Annotated in this window: 18 protein-coding genes and 1 riboswitch; of the genes, 16 read left to right on the forward strand and 2 right to left on the reverse strand. The window is 30.4% G+C overall.

The genetic code is table 11. The annotated features are described in order from the left end of the window. Positions 1-69: 69 nt before the first annotated feature. Genes CLCY_RS09040 through CLCY_RS09050 form a run of 3 tightly spaced genes read left to right on the forward strand, consistent with a single transcriptional unit; the run spans position 70 to position 3,403 of the window. The gene (locus CLCY_RS09040; protein ID WP_048570808.1) at positions 70-1,254 is read left to right on the forward strand and encodes a phosphopentomutase; all 1,185 of its coding nucleotides are present in this window, start codon (positions 70-72) and stop codon (positions 1,252-1,254) included. Beyond that, the gene (locus tag CLCY_RS09045) at positions 1,254-2,069 is read left to right on the forward strand and encodes a purine-nucleoside phosphorylase (protein ID WP_048570809.1); all 816 of its coding nucleotides are present in this window, start codon (positions 1,254-1,256) and stop codon (positions 2,067-2,069) included. The genes CLCY_RS09040 and CLCY_RS09045 overlap by 1 nt, the downstream gene beginning before the upstream one ends. Before the next feature lie 17 nt (positions 2,070-2,086). Continuing rightward, positions 2,087-3,403, forward strand: coding sequence for a pyrimidine-nucleoside phosphorylase (locus tag CLCY_RS09050; RefSeq protein ID WP_048570810.1), 1,317 nt, complete (start codon positions 2,087-2,089; stop codon positions 3,401-3,403). Between the two features lie 27 nt (positions 3,404-3,430). On the opposite strand, the gene recQ is transcribed toward CLCY_RS09050, so the two are convergent. Beyond that, positions 3,431-5,218, reverse strand: coding sequence for a DNA helicase RecQ (gene recQ / locus CLCY_RS09055; RefSeq protein ID WP_048571155.1), 1,788 nt, complete (start codon positions 5,216-5,218; stop codon positions 3,431-3,433). A 180-nt stretch (positions 5,219-5,398) separates the two neighbouring features. Here recQ and CLCY_RS09060 point away from each other — a divergent pair, with 180 nt between their 5' ends. The 12 genes from CLCY_RS09060 (at position 5,399) to CLCY_RS09115 (ending at position 15,017) form a co-directional block, all read left to right on the forward strand. Next, entirely contained in the window at positions 5,399-6,607 is a 1,209-nt protein-coding gene (locus tag CLCY_RS09060) for a D-alanyl-D-alanine carboxypeptidase family protein (protein WP_053083299.1), read from the forward strand. A 90-nt stretch (positions 6,608-6,697) separates the two neighbouring features. After that, on the forward strand, positions 6,698-7,321 hold the full coding sequence (locus tag CLCY_RS09065) for a site-2 protease family protein (protein ID WP_048570811.1): 624 nt from the start codon (positions 6,698-6,700) through the stop codon (positions 7,319-7,321). A gap of 9 nt (positions 7,322-7,330) precedes the next feature. Then, complete coding sequence (locus CLCY_RS09070) at positions 7,331-8,056, forward strand: segregation/condensation protein A (protein WP_048570812.1); 726 nt, start codon at positions 7,331-7,333, stop codon at positions 8,054-8,056. A 5-nt stretch (positions 8,057-8,061) separates the two neighbouring features. Next, positions 8,062-8,631 carry an SMC-Scp complex subunit ScpB gene (scpB, locus tag CLCY_RS09075; protein WP_048570813.1) on the forward strand — a complete coding sequence of 190 codons (570 nt, stop codon included), beginning with the start codon at positions 8,062-8,064 and terminating at the stop codon, positions 8,629-8,631. Between the two features lie 45 nt (positions 8,632-8,676). Further along, entirely contained in the window at positions 8,677-9,240 is a 564-nt protein-coding gene (locus tag CLCY_RS09080) for a DUF2953 domain-containing protein (RefSeq protein ID WP_048570814.1), read from the forward strand. A 12-nt stretch (positions 9,241-9,252) separates the two neighbouring features. After that, a complete protein-coding gene (gene ytfJ / locus CLCY_RS09085; RefSeq protein ID WP_048570815.1) occupies positions 9,253-9,687 on the forward strand; it encodes a GerW family sporulation protein in 435 nt (144 codons plus the stop codon). 15 nt (positions 9,688-9,702) lie between these two features. Beyond that, entirely contained in the window at positions 9,703-10,812 is a 1,110-nt protein-coding gene (locus tag CLCY_RS09090) for a D-alanyl-D-alanine carboxypeptidase family protein (protein WP_048570816.1), read from the forward strand. A 111-nt stretch (positions 10,813-10,923) separates the two neighbouring features. Next, positions 10,924-11,907, forward strand: coding sequence for a sulfide/dihydroorotate dehydrogenase-like FAD/NAD-binding protein (locus tag CLCY_RS09095; protein WP_048570817.1), 984 nt, complete (start codon positions 10,924-10,926; stop codon positions 11,905-11,907). 4 nt (positions 11,908-11,911) lie between these two features. Then, positions 11,912-13,189, forward strand: coding sequence for an FAD-dependent oxidoreductase (locus CLCY_RS09100; RefSeq protein WP_048570818.1), 1,278 nt, complete (start codon positions 11,912-11,914; stop codon positions 13,187-13,189). A 59-nt stretch (positions 13,190-13,248) separates the two neighbouring features. Further along, entirely contained in the window at positions 13,249-13,470 is a 222-nt protein-coding gene (locus CLCY_RS09105; RefSeq protein WP_048570819.1) for a DUF4176 domain-containing protein, read from the forward strand. A 64-nt stretch (positions 13,471-13,534) separates the two neighbouring features. Beyond that, positions 13,535-14,230, forward strand: coding sequence for a hypothetical protein (locus CLCY_RS09110; RefSeq protein ID WP_048570820.1), 696 nt, complete (start codon positions 13,535-13,537; stop codon positions 14,228-14,230). Between the two features lie 112 nt (positions 14,231-14,342). Continuing rightward, positions 14,343-15,017 (forward strand): hypothetical protein, encoded by a 675-nt coding sequence (locus tag CLCY_RS09115; RefSeq protein ID WP_048570821.1) that lies wholly within the window; start codon positions 14,343-14,345, stop codon positions 15,015-15,017. An 88-nt stretch (positions 15,018-15,105) separates the two neighbouring features. Here CLCY_RS09115 and CLCY_RS09120 read toward each other — a convergent pair whose 3' ends face one another. After that, positions 15,106-15,675, reverse strand: a complete 570-nt coding sequence (locus tag CLCY_RS09120; protein ID WP_048570822.1) for a xanthine phosphoribosyltransferase — start codon at positions 15,673-15,675, stop codon at positions 15,106-15,108. Between the two features lie 76 nt (positions 15,676-15,751). Further along, a riboswitch (purine riboswitch) is annotated at positions 15,752-15,853 on the reverse strand. A 129-nt stretch (positions 15,854-15,982) separates the two neighbouring features. Here CLCY_RS09120 and CLCY_RS09125 point away from each other — a divergent pair. Next, the gene (locus CLCY_RS09125; protein ID WP_048570823.1) at positions 15,983-16,690 is read left to right on the forward strand and encodes a pseudouridine synthase; all 708 of its coding nucleotides are present in this window, start codon (positions 15,983-15,985) and stop codon (positions 16,688-16,690) included. Positions 16,691-16,717 lie beyond the last annotated feature (27 nt).

The following is a 16,717-nucleotide window of genomic DNA, read 5'->3' on the forward strand; positions in this document are numbered from 1 at the left end:
GAATATATAATAACCTTTTTATTTAACAGTATATCTAGTATAATACTAAATAACCTATAGAAGGGAGATATGGTAATGAATAGAGTGATATTAATTGTTTTGGACAGTGTGGGAATTGGAGAAATGCCCGATGCTCATATTTATGGTGATGATGGAAGTAATACCATAGGAAATATATCAAAATCTCAAGGTGGAATTTCTTTAAATAAACTTGCTTCACTTGGGTTTTCTAATATAGATGGAATAGAAGGTCTAAGTAAAGTTGAAAATCCTCTAGGAAGTTATGGTAGACTAATGGAAAAGTCTAAGGGAAAGGACACTACAACTGGACATTTTGAAATTGCAGGAATTATAGTAGAAAAGGAATTTCCTACTTATCCTAATGGTTTTCCAAGGGAAGTTATAGAGGAATTTGAAGAAAAGACAGGACTTAAGGTTATAGGAAATAGGGTTGCATCAGGTACTGAAATAGTAGAGGAACTTGGTGAAGAACATGTTAAAACTGGAAATCCTATATGTTATACATCTGCGGATAGTGTATTTCAAATTGCTGCACATGAAGATATTATACCTATAGATAGACTATATGAGATATGCGTTATAGCTAGAAAAATACTAGTAGGAGAGCATGGAGTAGGTAGGGTTATTGCAAGACCATTTATTGGCACAAAGGGTAACTTTAAAAGGACTTCTAATAGACGTGATTTTTCATTAAAACCACCTAAGAAAACAATGCTCGACTATATTAAAAATAGTAACATGGATGTTCAAGCAGTTGGAAAAATAGAAGATATTTATGCTGGTGAAGGAATCACAGATGCAGTGCATATAAGTGATAATATGGATGGTGTAAATAAAACATTAGAATATATTAAAAGTGACTCAAAGGGTCTTATTTTTACTAATTTAGTTGATTTTGATATGCACTATGGACATAGAAACAATCCAATAGGATATAAAAAGGCTTTAGAGGAATTTGACAATAGGCTTCAAGAAATTATAGATGCTATGAAAAAAGAGGATGTTTTAATTATTACTGCAGATCATGGTTGTGACCCAACAACACCGAGTACTGATCATTCTAGAGAATATACTCCACTTGTAATATATGGAGAAAACATTAAACAAGGAGTAAATCTTGGTACACGTGATAGTTTCTCGGATATAGGAAAAACAGTTTTAGACATATTGAATATTGAAAATGATATAGATGGCATAAGCTTTAAGAAAGAAATTTTAAAGGAGAGTATTTAATGAGCATAGAAAAAATAAAAAAGGCTAGTGAGTTTATAAAGTTAAAAATTAAAGAAATCCCAGAAGTTCTAGTTATATTAGGGTCAGGTCTTGGAAGTCTTGCTGAGGATATTCAAGATAAAATAGAGATTAATTATAATGATATACCAGGGTTTCCGGTATCAACTGTTGAAGGTCATGTAGGTCAGTTCGTATACGGTAGTCTCGGAGGCAAAAAAGTTATAATGATGCAGGGAAGATTCCACTTTTATGAAGGCTATGAAATGTCTTTAGTAACATTTCCTATAAGAGTTATGGCTTATATAGGAGTGAAGAAACTTATAGTAACGAATGCTGCAGGTGGAGTTAATACATCATTTAAGCCAGGAGATTTAATGATAATAAAAGACCATATAAATATGTCAGGAACTAATCCTTTAATTGGGAAAAATCTTGATGAGTTTGGAGCAAGGTTCCCAGATATGTCAAATGCATACGACAGGCAATATACTTCATTAGTAAAGAAGATAGCATTAGAATTAGAAGTAGAGGTTGTAGAAGGGGTTTATGTTATGATGACAGGCCCAACCTATGAAACTCCAGCGGAGGTTAGAATGCTTAGAGTACTTGGAGCAGATGCAACAGGTATGTCTACTGTTCCAGAGGTAATTGTAGCTAAACATTCCGGTATGAATGTTCTTGGTATATCATGTATTACTAATATGGCTGCTGGAATTTTAGATAAGCCACTTTCACATGATGAGGTTATAGAAACTTCTAACTTGGTTAAAGAAAAATTTAAATTGCTTATTAAAAATATCGTTTCAGAAATTTAAATTTAGGGGGAGTTTCGATGAGGATTTCTGATATTATACTAAAAAAAAGAAAAGGATATAGTCTTTCTAAAGAAGAAATTGAGTTTTTTATAGATGGATACACAAATGGAAGTATACCTGATTATCAGGCATCAGCACTTTTAATGGCAATTTTCTTTAGGGGAATGGACAGAGAAGAAACGCTAAGCCTAACTATGGCTATGGTTAACTCTGGTAATAGAATTGATTTATCAGGTATAAAGGGAATAAAGGTAGATAAGCACTCAACAGGAGGAGTTGGAGATAAAATATCAATATGTTTAGGTCCTATGGTTGCAGCCGCAGGGGCTCCAGTTGCTAAAATGTCGGGAAGAGGGCTTGGACATACTGGTGGAACCATAGATAAGCTTGAATCAATAAATGGTATGAGACTTAATCTAACTCAGGAGGAGTTTATTAATAATGTTAATGAGGTAGGTATATCAATTGCTTCCCAAACTGGAAAGATAGCTCCAGCGGATAAAAAAATATATGCATTAAGAGACGTTACTGCAACAGTAGATAATTTGTCGCTAATAGCCGCTAGTGTTATGAGTAAGAAAATAGCATCTGGAGCAGATGGTGTTGTACTAGATGTTAAAATGGGTTCAGGAGCATTTATGAAGACTATTGATGATGCAACAGAACTTGCAAAGGAAATGGTATCAATAGGTGAAGGTGCTGGGAAGCATATGGTAGCTTTAGTAACCAATATGGATGAACCTCTAGGATATAATATAGGAAATTCTCTTGAAGTAATAGAAGCAATAGATGTTTTAAATGGAAAAGGTCCAGAGGATGTACTAGAATTATCACTTGAAATAGGATCATATATGCTTTTATTATCTAAAAAGTTTAATTCACTAAGTGAAGCAAGGGAAAAACTTTTAAGTGTAATTGAAAATAAACAGGCACTTTTGAAATTTAAGGAAATGGTTAAAATTCAAGGAGGAGACCCAGAATTTATTGATAATCCTGAGTTGTTTAAAAAGGCTAAAAATACACTTAAGGTTATATCGTCGAACACAGGATATATTAAACATATTGATTCGGAAGAAATAGGAAGAGCAGCATTACTTCTTGGTGCGGGAAGAGAAAATAAAGATAGTATTATAGATATGTCAGCAGGGGTTAAGCTTATTAAGAAAGTTGGGAATTTTGTATCTGAAGGCGAGGCAATAGCACTTCTTTACTATAATGATTCTGGTAATATAGAAGAGGCTAGAGAAAAAATCCTAAGTGCATATACAGTAACAGAAAAAAAAGTTACACCTTCAAAACTTATCTTAGATGTAATAACAAAGGATAATATGTAAAGAGCATAGCTACTGATCTTTCAGTAGCTATGCTCTTAAATTTTCATTATCTAAATATAGAGAAATTTCTTTTATAAAATTATCTCCGTACTTTTTAAGTTTATTTTCCCCAACTCCTGAAATTTGAAGCATCTCATTAGGGGTTTTTGGACAAGATATACTCATTGATTTAAGAGTAGTATCGGAGAATATAAAGTAAGGTGGAATTTTATTTTTCTTTGCAAGTATAAGTCTTAATACTTTAAGCCTATCAAATAAACCGTTGTCAGATGATATTTTATTAGAAACTTTAAATTCCTTTAAAATAACCTTTTCTTCACCTTTTAGAACTTTTCCAGAAAGAGAATTTAGTTTAAGCACAGGAAACTCCCCTTCCTTAAGAGATAAAAAACCATGGGATACTAAAGTATTAATAAAATTTACTAAATCATTTTTGGAGTAGTCCTTCATTATTCCGTAGGTAGAAAGTGAATCAAATCTATTACTTAAAACCTTTTTTTGAGAAGAACCTCTAAGTACATCTACAACCATGGTTGTTCCAAATTCCTTTTTCATTCGATAAATACAGGATAAAACTTTTTGAGCATCTATGGTTTTATCCCTTAAAGTACCTTCATTTAAACAGCTACTGCAATTATTACAACTATCAAAGTCAGGCTCTTCACCAAAGTATGTAAGAATATATTTTCTAAGGCATCCATTATGGTGTACAAAATCTACCATATATTGAAGTTTTTCATATTCAAACTTTTTAGTAAAATCGTTTTGACATCCTACCTCAATCAGATACTTATTTATGGAAACATCTTGTGGAGAAAAAAGAAGTATACATTCAGAGTTTTCACCATCTCGTCCTGCACGCCCTATCTCTTGGTAGTATCCTTCAATATTCTTTGGCATATTGTAGTGAATAACATATCTTACATTTGATTTATCAATTCCCATTCCAAAGGCGTTGGTTGCTACTATAAGATTAATTTTATCATATACAAAATCTTCCTGCATTTGCTTTCTCTCGCCTTCTAAAAGGCCTGCATGATATCGACCACATGATATTCCTACATCTTTCAAGTATTCATAAATCTTATTAACTTCTTTTCTTGTAGATGCGTATATTATGCCCGACAAATTTTTATTCGCATTTATATAATCTTTTATATAATCCATTTTGTTTGAAATTTTTAAGCAATTTATTAAGAGATTATCCCTGTCAAATCCTGTTACAAATATATTAGGAGATTTAAGAGATAATAAATTTATAATGTCATTTTGGACAACAGAAGTAGCTGTAGCTGTAAAAGCTGTTATAACAGGTCTTTTAGGAAGTTTAGATATAAATCTTGAAATTCCCTTGTAACTAGGCCTGAAGTCATGTCCCCACTGAGATACACAATGGGCTTCATCAATTGCTATTTGGGATATATTAAGATTTTCAGTAGCATCAAGAAAATCTCTTGAGTCTAATCTTTCAGGTGCTACATAAAGAATTTTAATTTTACCCTTAGATAGTCTATATATAATAGAAGATAACTCATCTTGGGATAAAGTACTATTAATAAATGCTGCACTTATTCCAAGTTCGATTATTGAATCAACTTGATCCTTCATAAGAGAAATTAAAGGTGATATAACTATCGTTATACCATCAAAGCATAAAGCTGGAATTTGATAACAAATGGATTTACCTCCACCAGTTGGCATTATAGCTAATGTATCATCTCCCTTTAATATGCTTTTTACAACTGGTTCTTGATTTTTTCTATATGATGGATATCCGAAAAAACCTTGAAGATACTGAAGGGATCTTTCAAACAATATAAACACCTCACAACTATTTAATTAACTTAAATTATAATAACATAAATACAAAGAAATAGCTTAATAATAGTAAATATTAGAAAATGTTTATTTTAGTGAAAAGTCTCAATAAATTTTCGTTTTTAGGGGAGAATAAAAGGAGAGTTTAGTACTACATATTTGAAAGGAGAGATTTTTATGAAGAGAGGAATATCTTCACTTCTTGTGGCACTATTTTTATGTTTTTCTATGGCACCAACAGTAACTGCTAACGTAGGACCATCAACTAAGGAAATAAAAGAAAAAACAGAAAATAAAGGCTCATCAAGTGGTAATTTTAATTTAGACTGTAACTCAGCAATATTAATGGAACCAAACTCAGGAAAAGTTATATATGAGCATAATGCTAATGAAAAGTTTTCACCTGCTAGTGTTACAAAGGTTATGACTATGCTTTTAACTATGGAAGGTGCTCATAAGGGCAAATTTAAGTTAAGTGATAAGGTAACTATTAGTGAAAAGGCTATGTCTATGGGTGGAAGTACCATGTTCTTAGAGGTAGGAGAAGTTAGAACAGTTGAGGATCTTTTAAAGGGAATTGCTGTTGAATCAGCTAATGATGCTGCTGTAGCTCTAGCAGAGTTTATAGGTGGAACAGAGGATGAATTTGCATCTATGATGAATAAAAAAGCAAAAGAGCTTGGTATGAAAAACAGTAACTTTGTTAATAGCTATGGTTTTTATAATAAAGACCATTATACAACCGCATATGATATAGCACTAATGTCAAGGGAACTTTTATCATATCCAAAGATACTTGATTATACGAAAATCTGGATGGAAACTATAACAGAAGGTAGAAAAGAGCCATTTACACTTACTAACAGAAATAAAATGATAAGACACTATAATGGCTGTGATGGCTTAAAAACAGGATACATTAAAGAAGCTATGTTTTGTATCTCAGCTACAGCTAAAAGAGGAGATACAAGAATGTTATCTGTAATTATGGGTGCTCCAAGCTGGAAGGAAAGAAATGCTCAAGCGGGACAGCTTCTAGACTATGGATTCTCTAAGTTCTCAAGTCAAAAGATAGTGAATAAGGGAGATGTAGTTAAAGAGGTTAAGATTCCAAGAGGTAAGCCAGAAAGTGTAAAAGTTGTAGCGAAAAATGATTTAGTTGCAGTAATGGAAAAGGGCAATAAATCAAAAATAGAAAAGGTAATAGAAATAGATCAAAATTTAAAACTTCCACTTAAAAAGGGAGATAAGATAGGGAAAGTAACTGCTACTTCTGGAAGCGAAAAGTATGGATCTGTGGATCTTATTTTAGATTGCAACATTGAAAAAACAGGATACTTTGATACTTTAAAAGGTTCATTAAAAATTTGGTTGAACATAAAATAAATAAAAGAGGCTTTTGGCCTCTTTTATTTATTTTTTATATAATTATGTTATAATTATGTTTACTATAAACTATTATGGAGGGAATCGTTTATGAACATAGATATAGCTCAATTTATTATAACCGGGATAGTTGTAATAATAGCATTAACTTTTCATGAGTATGCCCATGGACTTGCGTCATATTCCCAGGGGGATAATACAGCTAAGTTAGATGGTAGATTAACTCTTAATCCCTTATCACACTTAGATTTATTTGGACTTATAGCTCTCTTTTTAGTTAAGTTTGGATGGGCCAAGCCTGTGCCTATAAATCCTTACTATTATAAAAATAAAAGAAGAGGAATAATAATAACATCATTTGCAGGACCATTTGCAAATTTATTACTTGCCTTTTTTTCATTATTTACCTTTTTCTTCATAGCTAAAAACTACAGCGAACCAAGTGACGGTCTTACAATGTTTTTTTATAGTATGGTACATATAAATGTAAACTTAGCAGTATTTAACTTAATACCTATACCACCCCTAGATGGTTCTAAGATATTTGCTGAAGCCTTTGGTGGGAAAGTTGCTGAGTTCATATATAAGGTTGATGGTAAAGGAATGCTAATTTTATTTTTGCTACTAATGATTCCTTTTACGAGAAGTATATTGTTATTTCTAAGTTCAAGTGTGATAGATTTTATGTATATCATAATAGATCTTGTATTGTAGGAGTGTAATATGTCTATAAATATTAAAATAGATGCATTTGAAGGTCCTTTAGATTTGCTTTTGCACCTTATAAAAAAATCAGAGGTGGATATTTACGATATACCTATAGCTAGAATAACTGATCAGTACATAGCCTATCTTAAGGAGATGGAGGAGCTTGATCTTGATATTGCAAGTGAGTTTTTGGTTATGGCAGCTACTTTAGTTGAGATTAAATCTAAAATGTTGTTACCTAAAAAGAAAAAAGAAGATGATTTTGATGAAGAAGATCCAAGACTTGAACTTGTAGAAAAGCTTATCGAATATAAAAAATACAAGGAATTCGCAGGTAATCTTAAAGAAATAGAAGAAAATACACTAATTTATTTTAAGGGTCCTGAAATAATAGATGATATTGAGAATAAAGATGTTTTCTTTAAAAATATTACAGTAGAAAATCTAATGATAGCATTTAGAAAAATAATGGATAATTATGAAAATAGACATAGAAGTGAAAAAAGGGTTTATGAGAATATATCATCAGATGAATTTAAAATAGAAGACAAAATGGAGTTTATTAAATATACATTAGAAAATAATGAAAAAGTATACTTTGATACATTTTTTCAATTTGCTAAAAATAAGCTTGAAATAATAGTAATATTTATGGCTATGCTAGAGTTAATTAAACTAAGAGAAATAAGAGTTTATCAAAATAATAATTTTGATAATATTACAATAGAAAGGCAGGTTTAAGATATATGGAAAATTTCTTAGAAGGCCTTGGAATACTAGAAGAAGAGGAAATGAGAAATAAAGGGATTATTGAGTCTCTTTTATTTACATTTGGTGAACCTCTATCATATAAAAATATAGGGGAGATTCTAGAACTAGATGTAAGAAAGGTAAAGAAAATAATTTCTAATATGAAAAGAGAATATGAAGTTCCTACAAGGGGGCTTACTATTAAAGAATTTAATGGTAAAGTGCAATTATCAACAAAACCTGAATATGGGTCATATATAAAGAGATTAATAAAATCTGATTCAAGACAAAATCTTTCTCAGGCTGCACTTGAAACATTAGCACTAGTTGCATATAAGCAGCCTATCACTAAAAGTGAGATAGATGATATAAGAGGAGTAAGAAGTGATAGAGCTGTTACAACTCTTCTTGAAAGAGGATTAATTAAAGAAGCTGGAAGGCTTGAAGCCACAGGAAGACCAATACTTTATACTACGACAGATGATTTTCTAAAGTATTTTGGATTCAAAAGTATTAATGAACTTCCAGAACTTATTGAATTTAATATGGATTTTGTGGAAGAATAAAATACAACTACTGTATTTTATTCTTTTTTTTGAGGTGAATTAATATTGGTGATAATTATTCTTATATTGATATTAGGAATGTTATTCATTCCTTTTAAGTTAAAGGTCATATTACATAATAATAAAATTAAAGTTTATTTAATAATCTTGAATTTTATAAAATTTAAAGTTTTTGAAAGAAATAAATTAGTAAGCTTTGAAGAAGACTATGTTAAGAAGTTAAAATCACATAAGTTCTATAAAATAGTTGAAAATGATTTTAGAAAAGAAAAAAGCTATTTTAAAAATATGAAATTTTTAAAACTAGTAAAGAAAATAGCTAAAAAATTAGAAATTTCAATAAATATTTGCTTTAAATTTGGATTTGAAAGAAGAGATATTACAGCTATACTTTATGGATTTTTATGTGCATTGTTACCTGTTTTAAAGGGCTTTTTGTGTAGAGTGAACTCTAATTTTAATCTAGAATTTAAGCTTTATCCTAATTTTAATATTGCCTCAATTGACTTTAAGGTAATAAGTACCTTTAAAACCACTTTATTTAAAATGATTTTAATAATATTTATTGTATTTCAGGAAATCCTATTAATAAAGAAAAATAAAATATAAGGAGTGTTGAATATGTCAGAAAATACATTACAAGGTCTAATGAAAACAACAATGGATAACTTAAAGGAAATGATAGATGTTAATACAATTGTAGGTGACCCTGTTGAGACTGTTGATGGTACAATTATAATTCCTGTGTCTAGAGTAACAGTTGGTTTTGGTTCAGGAGGAACAGAAATGTGTGAAGGATCAAATTCATCCAAAGAATCAGGTTCTTGTGGATCTTATCCATTTGGTGGAGGAAGTGGAGCTGGTATGGCTGTAACTCCTGTATCTTTCCTTGTAGTTACAAGAGAGCAAGTTAGATTACTTCCAGTAGGTCAAATGAATACATTAGAAAGACTTATAGATAATATACCAGATGTTTTAGAAAAAATTGTTGATTCATTTAAAAAAGATAAGCACTTTAAAGATTCTAAACCAGATTTTACTGTAAACCCAACTTAATCTGGTGGTGATCAGATGAAATTAAAATTTCAAGTATTATCTATGGTAATAATAATGTTTATTGCCTTATCTTCAATAGTAACTGCTAAAGAAAAAAAAATTCAAGCACCTAAGTTAAATTCACATGCAGCAGTGGTAATAGACCAAAATTCAGGAAGAATTTTATATGGTAAAAATGATAATAAAATTTTGGCTATGGCTAGCACAACCAAAATAATAACAGCAATCGTTGCTATAGAAAATGGAAAACTTACAGATCAAGTTACAGTGTCTAAGAAAGCAGCGTCTATTAATGGTTCATCTGCAGGGCTTAAAGAAGGAGAGAAAGTTAGTCTTGAAGAACTTATTTATGGTCTTATGATGAAATCAGGTAACGATGCTGCTATAGCTATAGCAGAACATATAGGTGATGGAAAAGTTGAAAATTTCATAAAGCTTATGAATCATAAGGCTTTAGAGTTAGGACTTTATAATACTCACTTTGTTACTCCTCATGGCCTTGATGCTGATACTCATCACACTACTGCGAGGGATCTTGCAAAAGCTACTGCATACGCACTAAAAAATAAGGTGTTCCAAAAAGTATCTGCATGTAAAGAAATTTCATCGGGAGAAAGTGGAGCATTTAATAAATCCTATAATAATATAAATAAGTTTTTATTTAGACTTCCTGATGCAGACGGTGTTAAAACTGGATATACTGGTAATGCAGGTAAATGCTTAGTTGCATCAGTTACCCATCAGTATGGAAGGTATATTGCTGTTACACTTAATAGTGGAGATAGATGGAAGGACTGTGAGAACCTAGTTAACTATGCTAAAGAAAATTTCTCACATATAAAAATAGAAACAGATTCCCTCAATATCTTAAAAAGTAGAGTTCTTGGGGGAGAAGAAAAGTATCTTCAAAGTACAATAGATAAAGAAATATATCTACCTGTTCTTAAAGGTGAAGAAAATAATATAAAAACAGAAGTTCAAATACCTTCAGTTATTAATTCTCCTGTATATAAAAATGATCATATAGGAAACTTGCTTATTTATGTTAATGATAAATTAGAAACTACATTTCCCTTTATAAGTAATAAGAATATCGAAAATAAAATTTATAATAAAGCAATGTAATTAAAAAAAGATGCCAAAAATTTTGGCATCTTTTTATTTATTTTATAGAAAAATGTAACAATAATTTCCCATGAAGAATATTTTAATTATATGGGAAAGGAGGTTTAATAGATGTTAAAGTATGTTGATTGTATAGATTCAGGAACGGAATTTTGCCCATGTTCTTTAGCTGAGAGAGGAGAATGTATAATATGTTCTCAGTTAAGAGATAAAAGGTTTTGTGATTGCTTAAATTGGAAGGGTACATGTATATACCAAAATTATATATGGAACATGGAAAGAGCTAAAAAAGCTAGGGAGTACATGGAGTTTTCAGTTCTAGAAAAAAAGTTTATAAGAGAAGATATTTTTATTTTAAAAGTTCAAGTTGATAGCTACTTAGCAAGAGAATTAAATGAATTTGGGGCATATGTATTTATGAAAAGACCAGGAGACGGTGATGCATATAATACTCCAATTTCTATATTAGATAGTAATATTAATGATAATGTAATAACTACTGTAATCAAGGTAGATGGTGTAAAAACAAAGGCATTAAAAATAGTTGAGGATAAAATATTAATAAAGGGTCCACATTATAATGGGATTCAAGGAGTTAAGAATCTTAAAGAATTGGAAAATGGCTCTTGTCTAATACTAGGTAGGGGAGTTGGTACCGCTCCTACAGTACTTGCTACAAAAAAGATGCTTTATAAGAATAATAGCATTTATGCCCTTTTAGATAAAGGAAGAAGTGATAAAAACTTTTCAGGTACCTACTTTGAAGAGTTAGGATGTAAGGATGTTGAAGATGTTAACTTTTTAGATGAAAATGGGGAGCTACTAGATGATATAAAAATAAAGATTAAATATATATTAGAAAAAATGAATATAGATGTTGTGTTTAGTGCAGGAAGTGATAATTTCCATGAAAAAATATTAACTTATGTTTACGGTTTAAATAAGAATATTAAGTTTGCTACCATAAACAATACTACAATATGTTGTGGAGAAGGCATATGTGGAAGTTGCCATATAAAAAGCAAAAAAGGTGAAGTTATCAAGGCATGTAAACAGCAATATAATCCAGCAGAAATATTTGTAAAGGAGAGGTAGTTCTATGAAGGTTATAGTTATTGGTGGCGGATGGTCAGGTTGTGCCGCAGCTTTACAGGCTAAAAAAAGTGGTGCAGATGTTGTTTTAATTGAAAAAACAGACTTGCTTTTAGGACTTGGTAATGTTGGTGGGATAATTAGAAATAATGGTAGATATACAGCTACTGAAGAAATGATAGGTTTAGGTGCTGGTGAACTGTTCCATGTAATGGATAATTGTGCAAGGCACAAGGATATTGAGTTTCCAGGGCATAAACATGCAACCTTATATGATGTATGTAGGGTTGAACCAGAGGTTAGGAAATATTTGTTAGATGCAGGAATTGAAATTCTATTTCAAAGTAGAGTAAGTGAAGTAGAGATGGATGATAAGAGTATAAAGGGGATATATCTTCATGATGGTACTTTCGTTGATGGAGATGTGTTTGTTGAAACAACAGGATCAACAGGTCCTATGGGGAATTGTGTAAGGTATGGTAATGGATGCTCTATGTGCATACTACGTTGTCCATCATTTGGACCGAGAATAAGTATCAGTAAAAGGGCAGGAGTTGAGGATATATTAGGCATGAGAGGAGATGACAGCTATGGAGCTATGAGTGGTTCTTGTAAGTTAAATAAGGATTCTTTATCAAATGATATTAGAAAAAAGCTTGATGAAACAGGTGTAGTAGTAATAAAGGTTCCAGAAGAGGACATTAATCTTTCGAAGCTTAGTATGAAAGTTTGCCAGCAATATGCTTTAAAGGAATTTGCAGAGAATATAATAATTTTAGATACTGGACATGCTAAGCTTATGACTAGTTATTATCCAATAGAAAAGCTTAGAAAAATAGATGGCCTTGAAAATGCAAGATATGAAGATCCTTACTCAGGAGGAATTGCAAACTCTATAAGATATTTATCAATGGCACCAAGGGATAATACTATGAAAGTTAGAGGAATAAAAAACCTATTTGTAGGCGGAGAAAAAGCAGGTCTTTTTGTAGGACACACAGAGGCTATTGTTACAGGTACGCTTGCAGGGTACAATGCTGTGAGAAATGGAATAGGACTTAATGGAGTTTCTCTTCCAAGAGAACTTTCCGTTGGAGATATTATAGCATTTGAAAATGAAAGTAAGGAAACAATAGATGGAGTTAGAAAAAGATATACATTTGCAGGATCAGATTATTTTAAAAGAATGAAAGAGAATAAGCTATATACAACTAATATTCAGGAAGTTGAGGAAAGAATATCATCACTAATGTTAAAAAATATGTTTAAAAATAAGTTAGTGTAAAAAAGCCCTAAAGAGATTCTCTTTAGGGATACATAATAATTTGAAAGGTGATGGTTTCAATGGAAAAAGAACTACCTATTGGCTCTATAGTATTACTTAATAATAATAAAAGAGTTATGATTTGTGGGAAAGAAGGCAAGGAAAGAGGTGGATGTAGAATATATGACTATATAGGCTGTGATTATCCACAAGGTTATCTAACAGATGATAGGGCAACACTTTTCAATTATAAAGATATTAAAAGTATAATATCCATAGGGGCGAAAAGGAAAAAGGGTTAATAAAGAATAAAAAGAGACTATAGGGAATAGAATTTAATATAGTATGTAGTGAATAGGTGAGGTTATGGCTTATATTAGAAATAACATAGAAATAGAGGGAATTGAGAATAGGAGTATTGCATTAGAGGGTTCCTATGTTTTAAACTATTGGGAAAATGGGCCTATATTTCTTCCTAGGAATAAAGGGAAAATAAGACATTTAAATAAAGTGGTTATAGAGATTGACTCTGTAGAGGGAAGGGTTATTAATACACCTGCTGGTAAAGTGTTAAATATATATGGTAGGAAAATATATTCACTAGTATATAGTGAAAAATCCCATGATAAGTTACAAAGAACTAATATAAATATGCCATTTATGGCTTATGTTTATTTACCATTAGAGGTGGAGGACTTTTGTGATTTAGAAGTAAGTGTTATTGATGCTTTTTTTGAAGTTATAGATAATAGAAAGGTCCATAACCATATTTTATATCTTATTAAGTTTAATAAGAAAAGTATGGAAGCTATTGAGAAAAGTGAGGAATTTCAAGAGGAAGTTCAAAATCAACTAACCCTAAGTGATTTAGAAAGAATGATAATGGCAAGTCCTTTAAAGGACATTCTAAAAGCAAATCAGCTTTCTCTTTTGAATGGTGAAAGTGTATCTGAACAAGAAGAGAGTAGTAATATCGTAGAAAATGTTGAAAATGATGATATATCAGAGGTGCAAGAAGAATATATTATTGAAAAAAACAATGAAGTATCAAGTGAAGTATAGCTACTTTCCTATAAATTTCAGACAAAAAAGTTGAAAAATATGTTGAATTTACTTCTGATTATGTAGATAATATGCTTATAAACACTAAAAGCAGAAATTTAGGAGTAAAGATATGATAGATTGTTATATAATGAAATTACCAGAACTTAATTGCTTAAGACCAAATGAACAAACAACATTTAAGAAGTTAGTAGAAGAAGTGGCAGAATGCAATTATGCTATTGAGTCACTAAGAGAATATGAAGAAATTAATGATACAAATTGTCTTCTTTTAAGTGACAGTGAAGTTTATAGAATAAGAGAAGAGTATAAAGTTCATTTAAATAATGTTATGGGAGAGATAATGGATATTGCTCAGGTTTGTGCATCTCAATTATTTGTTTTTGAAAATAAAAAAATAGATGTACAAAGCTTATTTAATGGATATATGAATAAATATAGTGTAGATGAATATAAAAAGCAGATAATATTTGAGTTAAAAGGAAATTGTAGATACATACACTTTGCACCTACAGATAGAAATTTAAACTTAGAAAAAACTATGAATCTGATAATATTCTCTATGGGAAAAATAGCGCAACTTGGGAAGTTTGTTGGAGACAATGGGGAAATTCCTGTTATAGATCAAGATGCTTCAAATACTAAGTATGTTTATGAATTATTTTCAATTGTACAAAATTGTTTTAATTTGCTTTATAGTATGGAGGAGAAATATAATATAAACATTAAAAAAATATTTGATGATCATGTTATAAAATTAATAAACAAGGGATATTGTAAAATATAGAAAAAAGCAGTTAAATGACTCCTCTCATTTAACTGCTTTTAAACTATAGACGTATATTTAAAGTTAATAAAATTTATAAATGCGATAATTAGGCGAAATTTACTGTCCCATCACTAATAGAATCAATAATAGCTAGTGACTCTAAGTGAATGTTCTTACTTTCAAGAAGTTGTCTACCCTCTTGGAAGTTTTTCTCAATGATAATTCCTACACCAGATACTGTAGCTTCAGACTGTTCTAATATATCTAAAAGACCTGAAACTGCACTTCCACTTGCTAGAAAGTCATCAATAATAAGTATTTTATCATCCTTAGATAAGAACTTCTTAGATACCTTAATAGAATAAGGTTGTTTTTTAGTATAAGAAAATACATGTGATTCATAACTATCAGGATCGGAGTTAATACCTTGATGTTTTTTAGCGAAAACCACAGGAACATCAAAATATTGTGCAGCTATTGATGCAATTGCAATACCGGAAACTTCAATAGTTAGAATTTTTGTTATAGTTTCGTTTTGAAAACGTCTTTGTAGTTCTTTACCAATTTCGTTTAATAATTTTACGTCTATTTGATGGTTTAGAAAGCTATCTACTCTAAGTATATTGCCTTCAGATATTGTTCCATCAGTCAGTATGCGCTTTTTTAATAGCTCCATTTAATCACTTCCTAACAAATAATAAAGACTCCTACCAAACGTAGTAGGAATCACAAATAACCTATGCCTCAAATAACATAATTAAAGTAATTCCCGTAGCTTAGCAATTATAGGTTGCTTAGTAGAAACGTTTGAACCATATCATCAAACATATACGGTAATATCAATCGATTTTTAAAATAAGTTAGTACTATGATATACTATAATTCATTAAAAATCAATAAAAAGTATAGTAGCATTTTTATATTTATCATTTAAATTATTTGATATAATTATTCATGTTAATTATAGTTGAGGTGAATTTATTATGAAGGAAAGATTACAAAAGTTTCTAGCTAAATCTGGAGTTTGTTCTAGAAGAAAAGCAGAAGAGTTTATTTTTAATAAAAGAGTAAAGGTAAATGGAGATATAGTTGAAAATATAGTTCTTGTTGATCCTGATTTAGATATAATAGAAGTAGATGGCAAAAGAGTTTGTTATGAAGAAAAAAAGGTTTATATAATTCTAAATAAACCTGTAGGTATAATAACATCATCAAAGGATCAGTTTGATAGAAAAACAGTTGTGGATATAGTAAATGTTGAAGAAAGAGTTTTTTCAGTTGGGAGACTTGACTATGATACCTCAGGGCTTTTAATACTTACAAATGATGGAGATTTATCCTACAAAATGACTCATCCATCACATGAAGTTAATAAAACTTATATAGCTCTTGTTGAAGGAATTCCTTCAGAAGAGGAATTAGAAAGGTTTAGAAATGGTCTTGAAATTGAAGATTATATAACTTCCCCTGCAAGTATAAAGATTATAAATAAGGTTAAGGGAAAGTCTACTTTGGAAATTGTAATACATGAAGGTAAGAATAGACAAGTTAGAAAGATGTGTAGTGCAATCGGTCATGATGTAATTACTTTGAAAAGAGAAAAGATAGGAAATCTCAGCCTAAAAGGTCTTGAGATTGGAAAATGGAGATATTTAAATCAAGATGAAATAGACTATATTAAAAGCATTTAAATAGAATAAGTTTAGGATAGTTATATA

The organism is Clostridium cylindrosporum DSM 605, assembly GCF_001047375.1.
Taxonomy (GTDB): domain Bacteria; phylum Bacillota; class Clostridia; order Clostridiales; family Caloramatoraceae; genus Clostridium_AB; species Clostridium_AB cylindrosporum.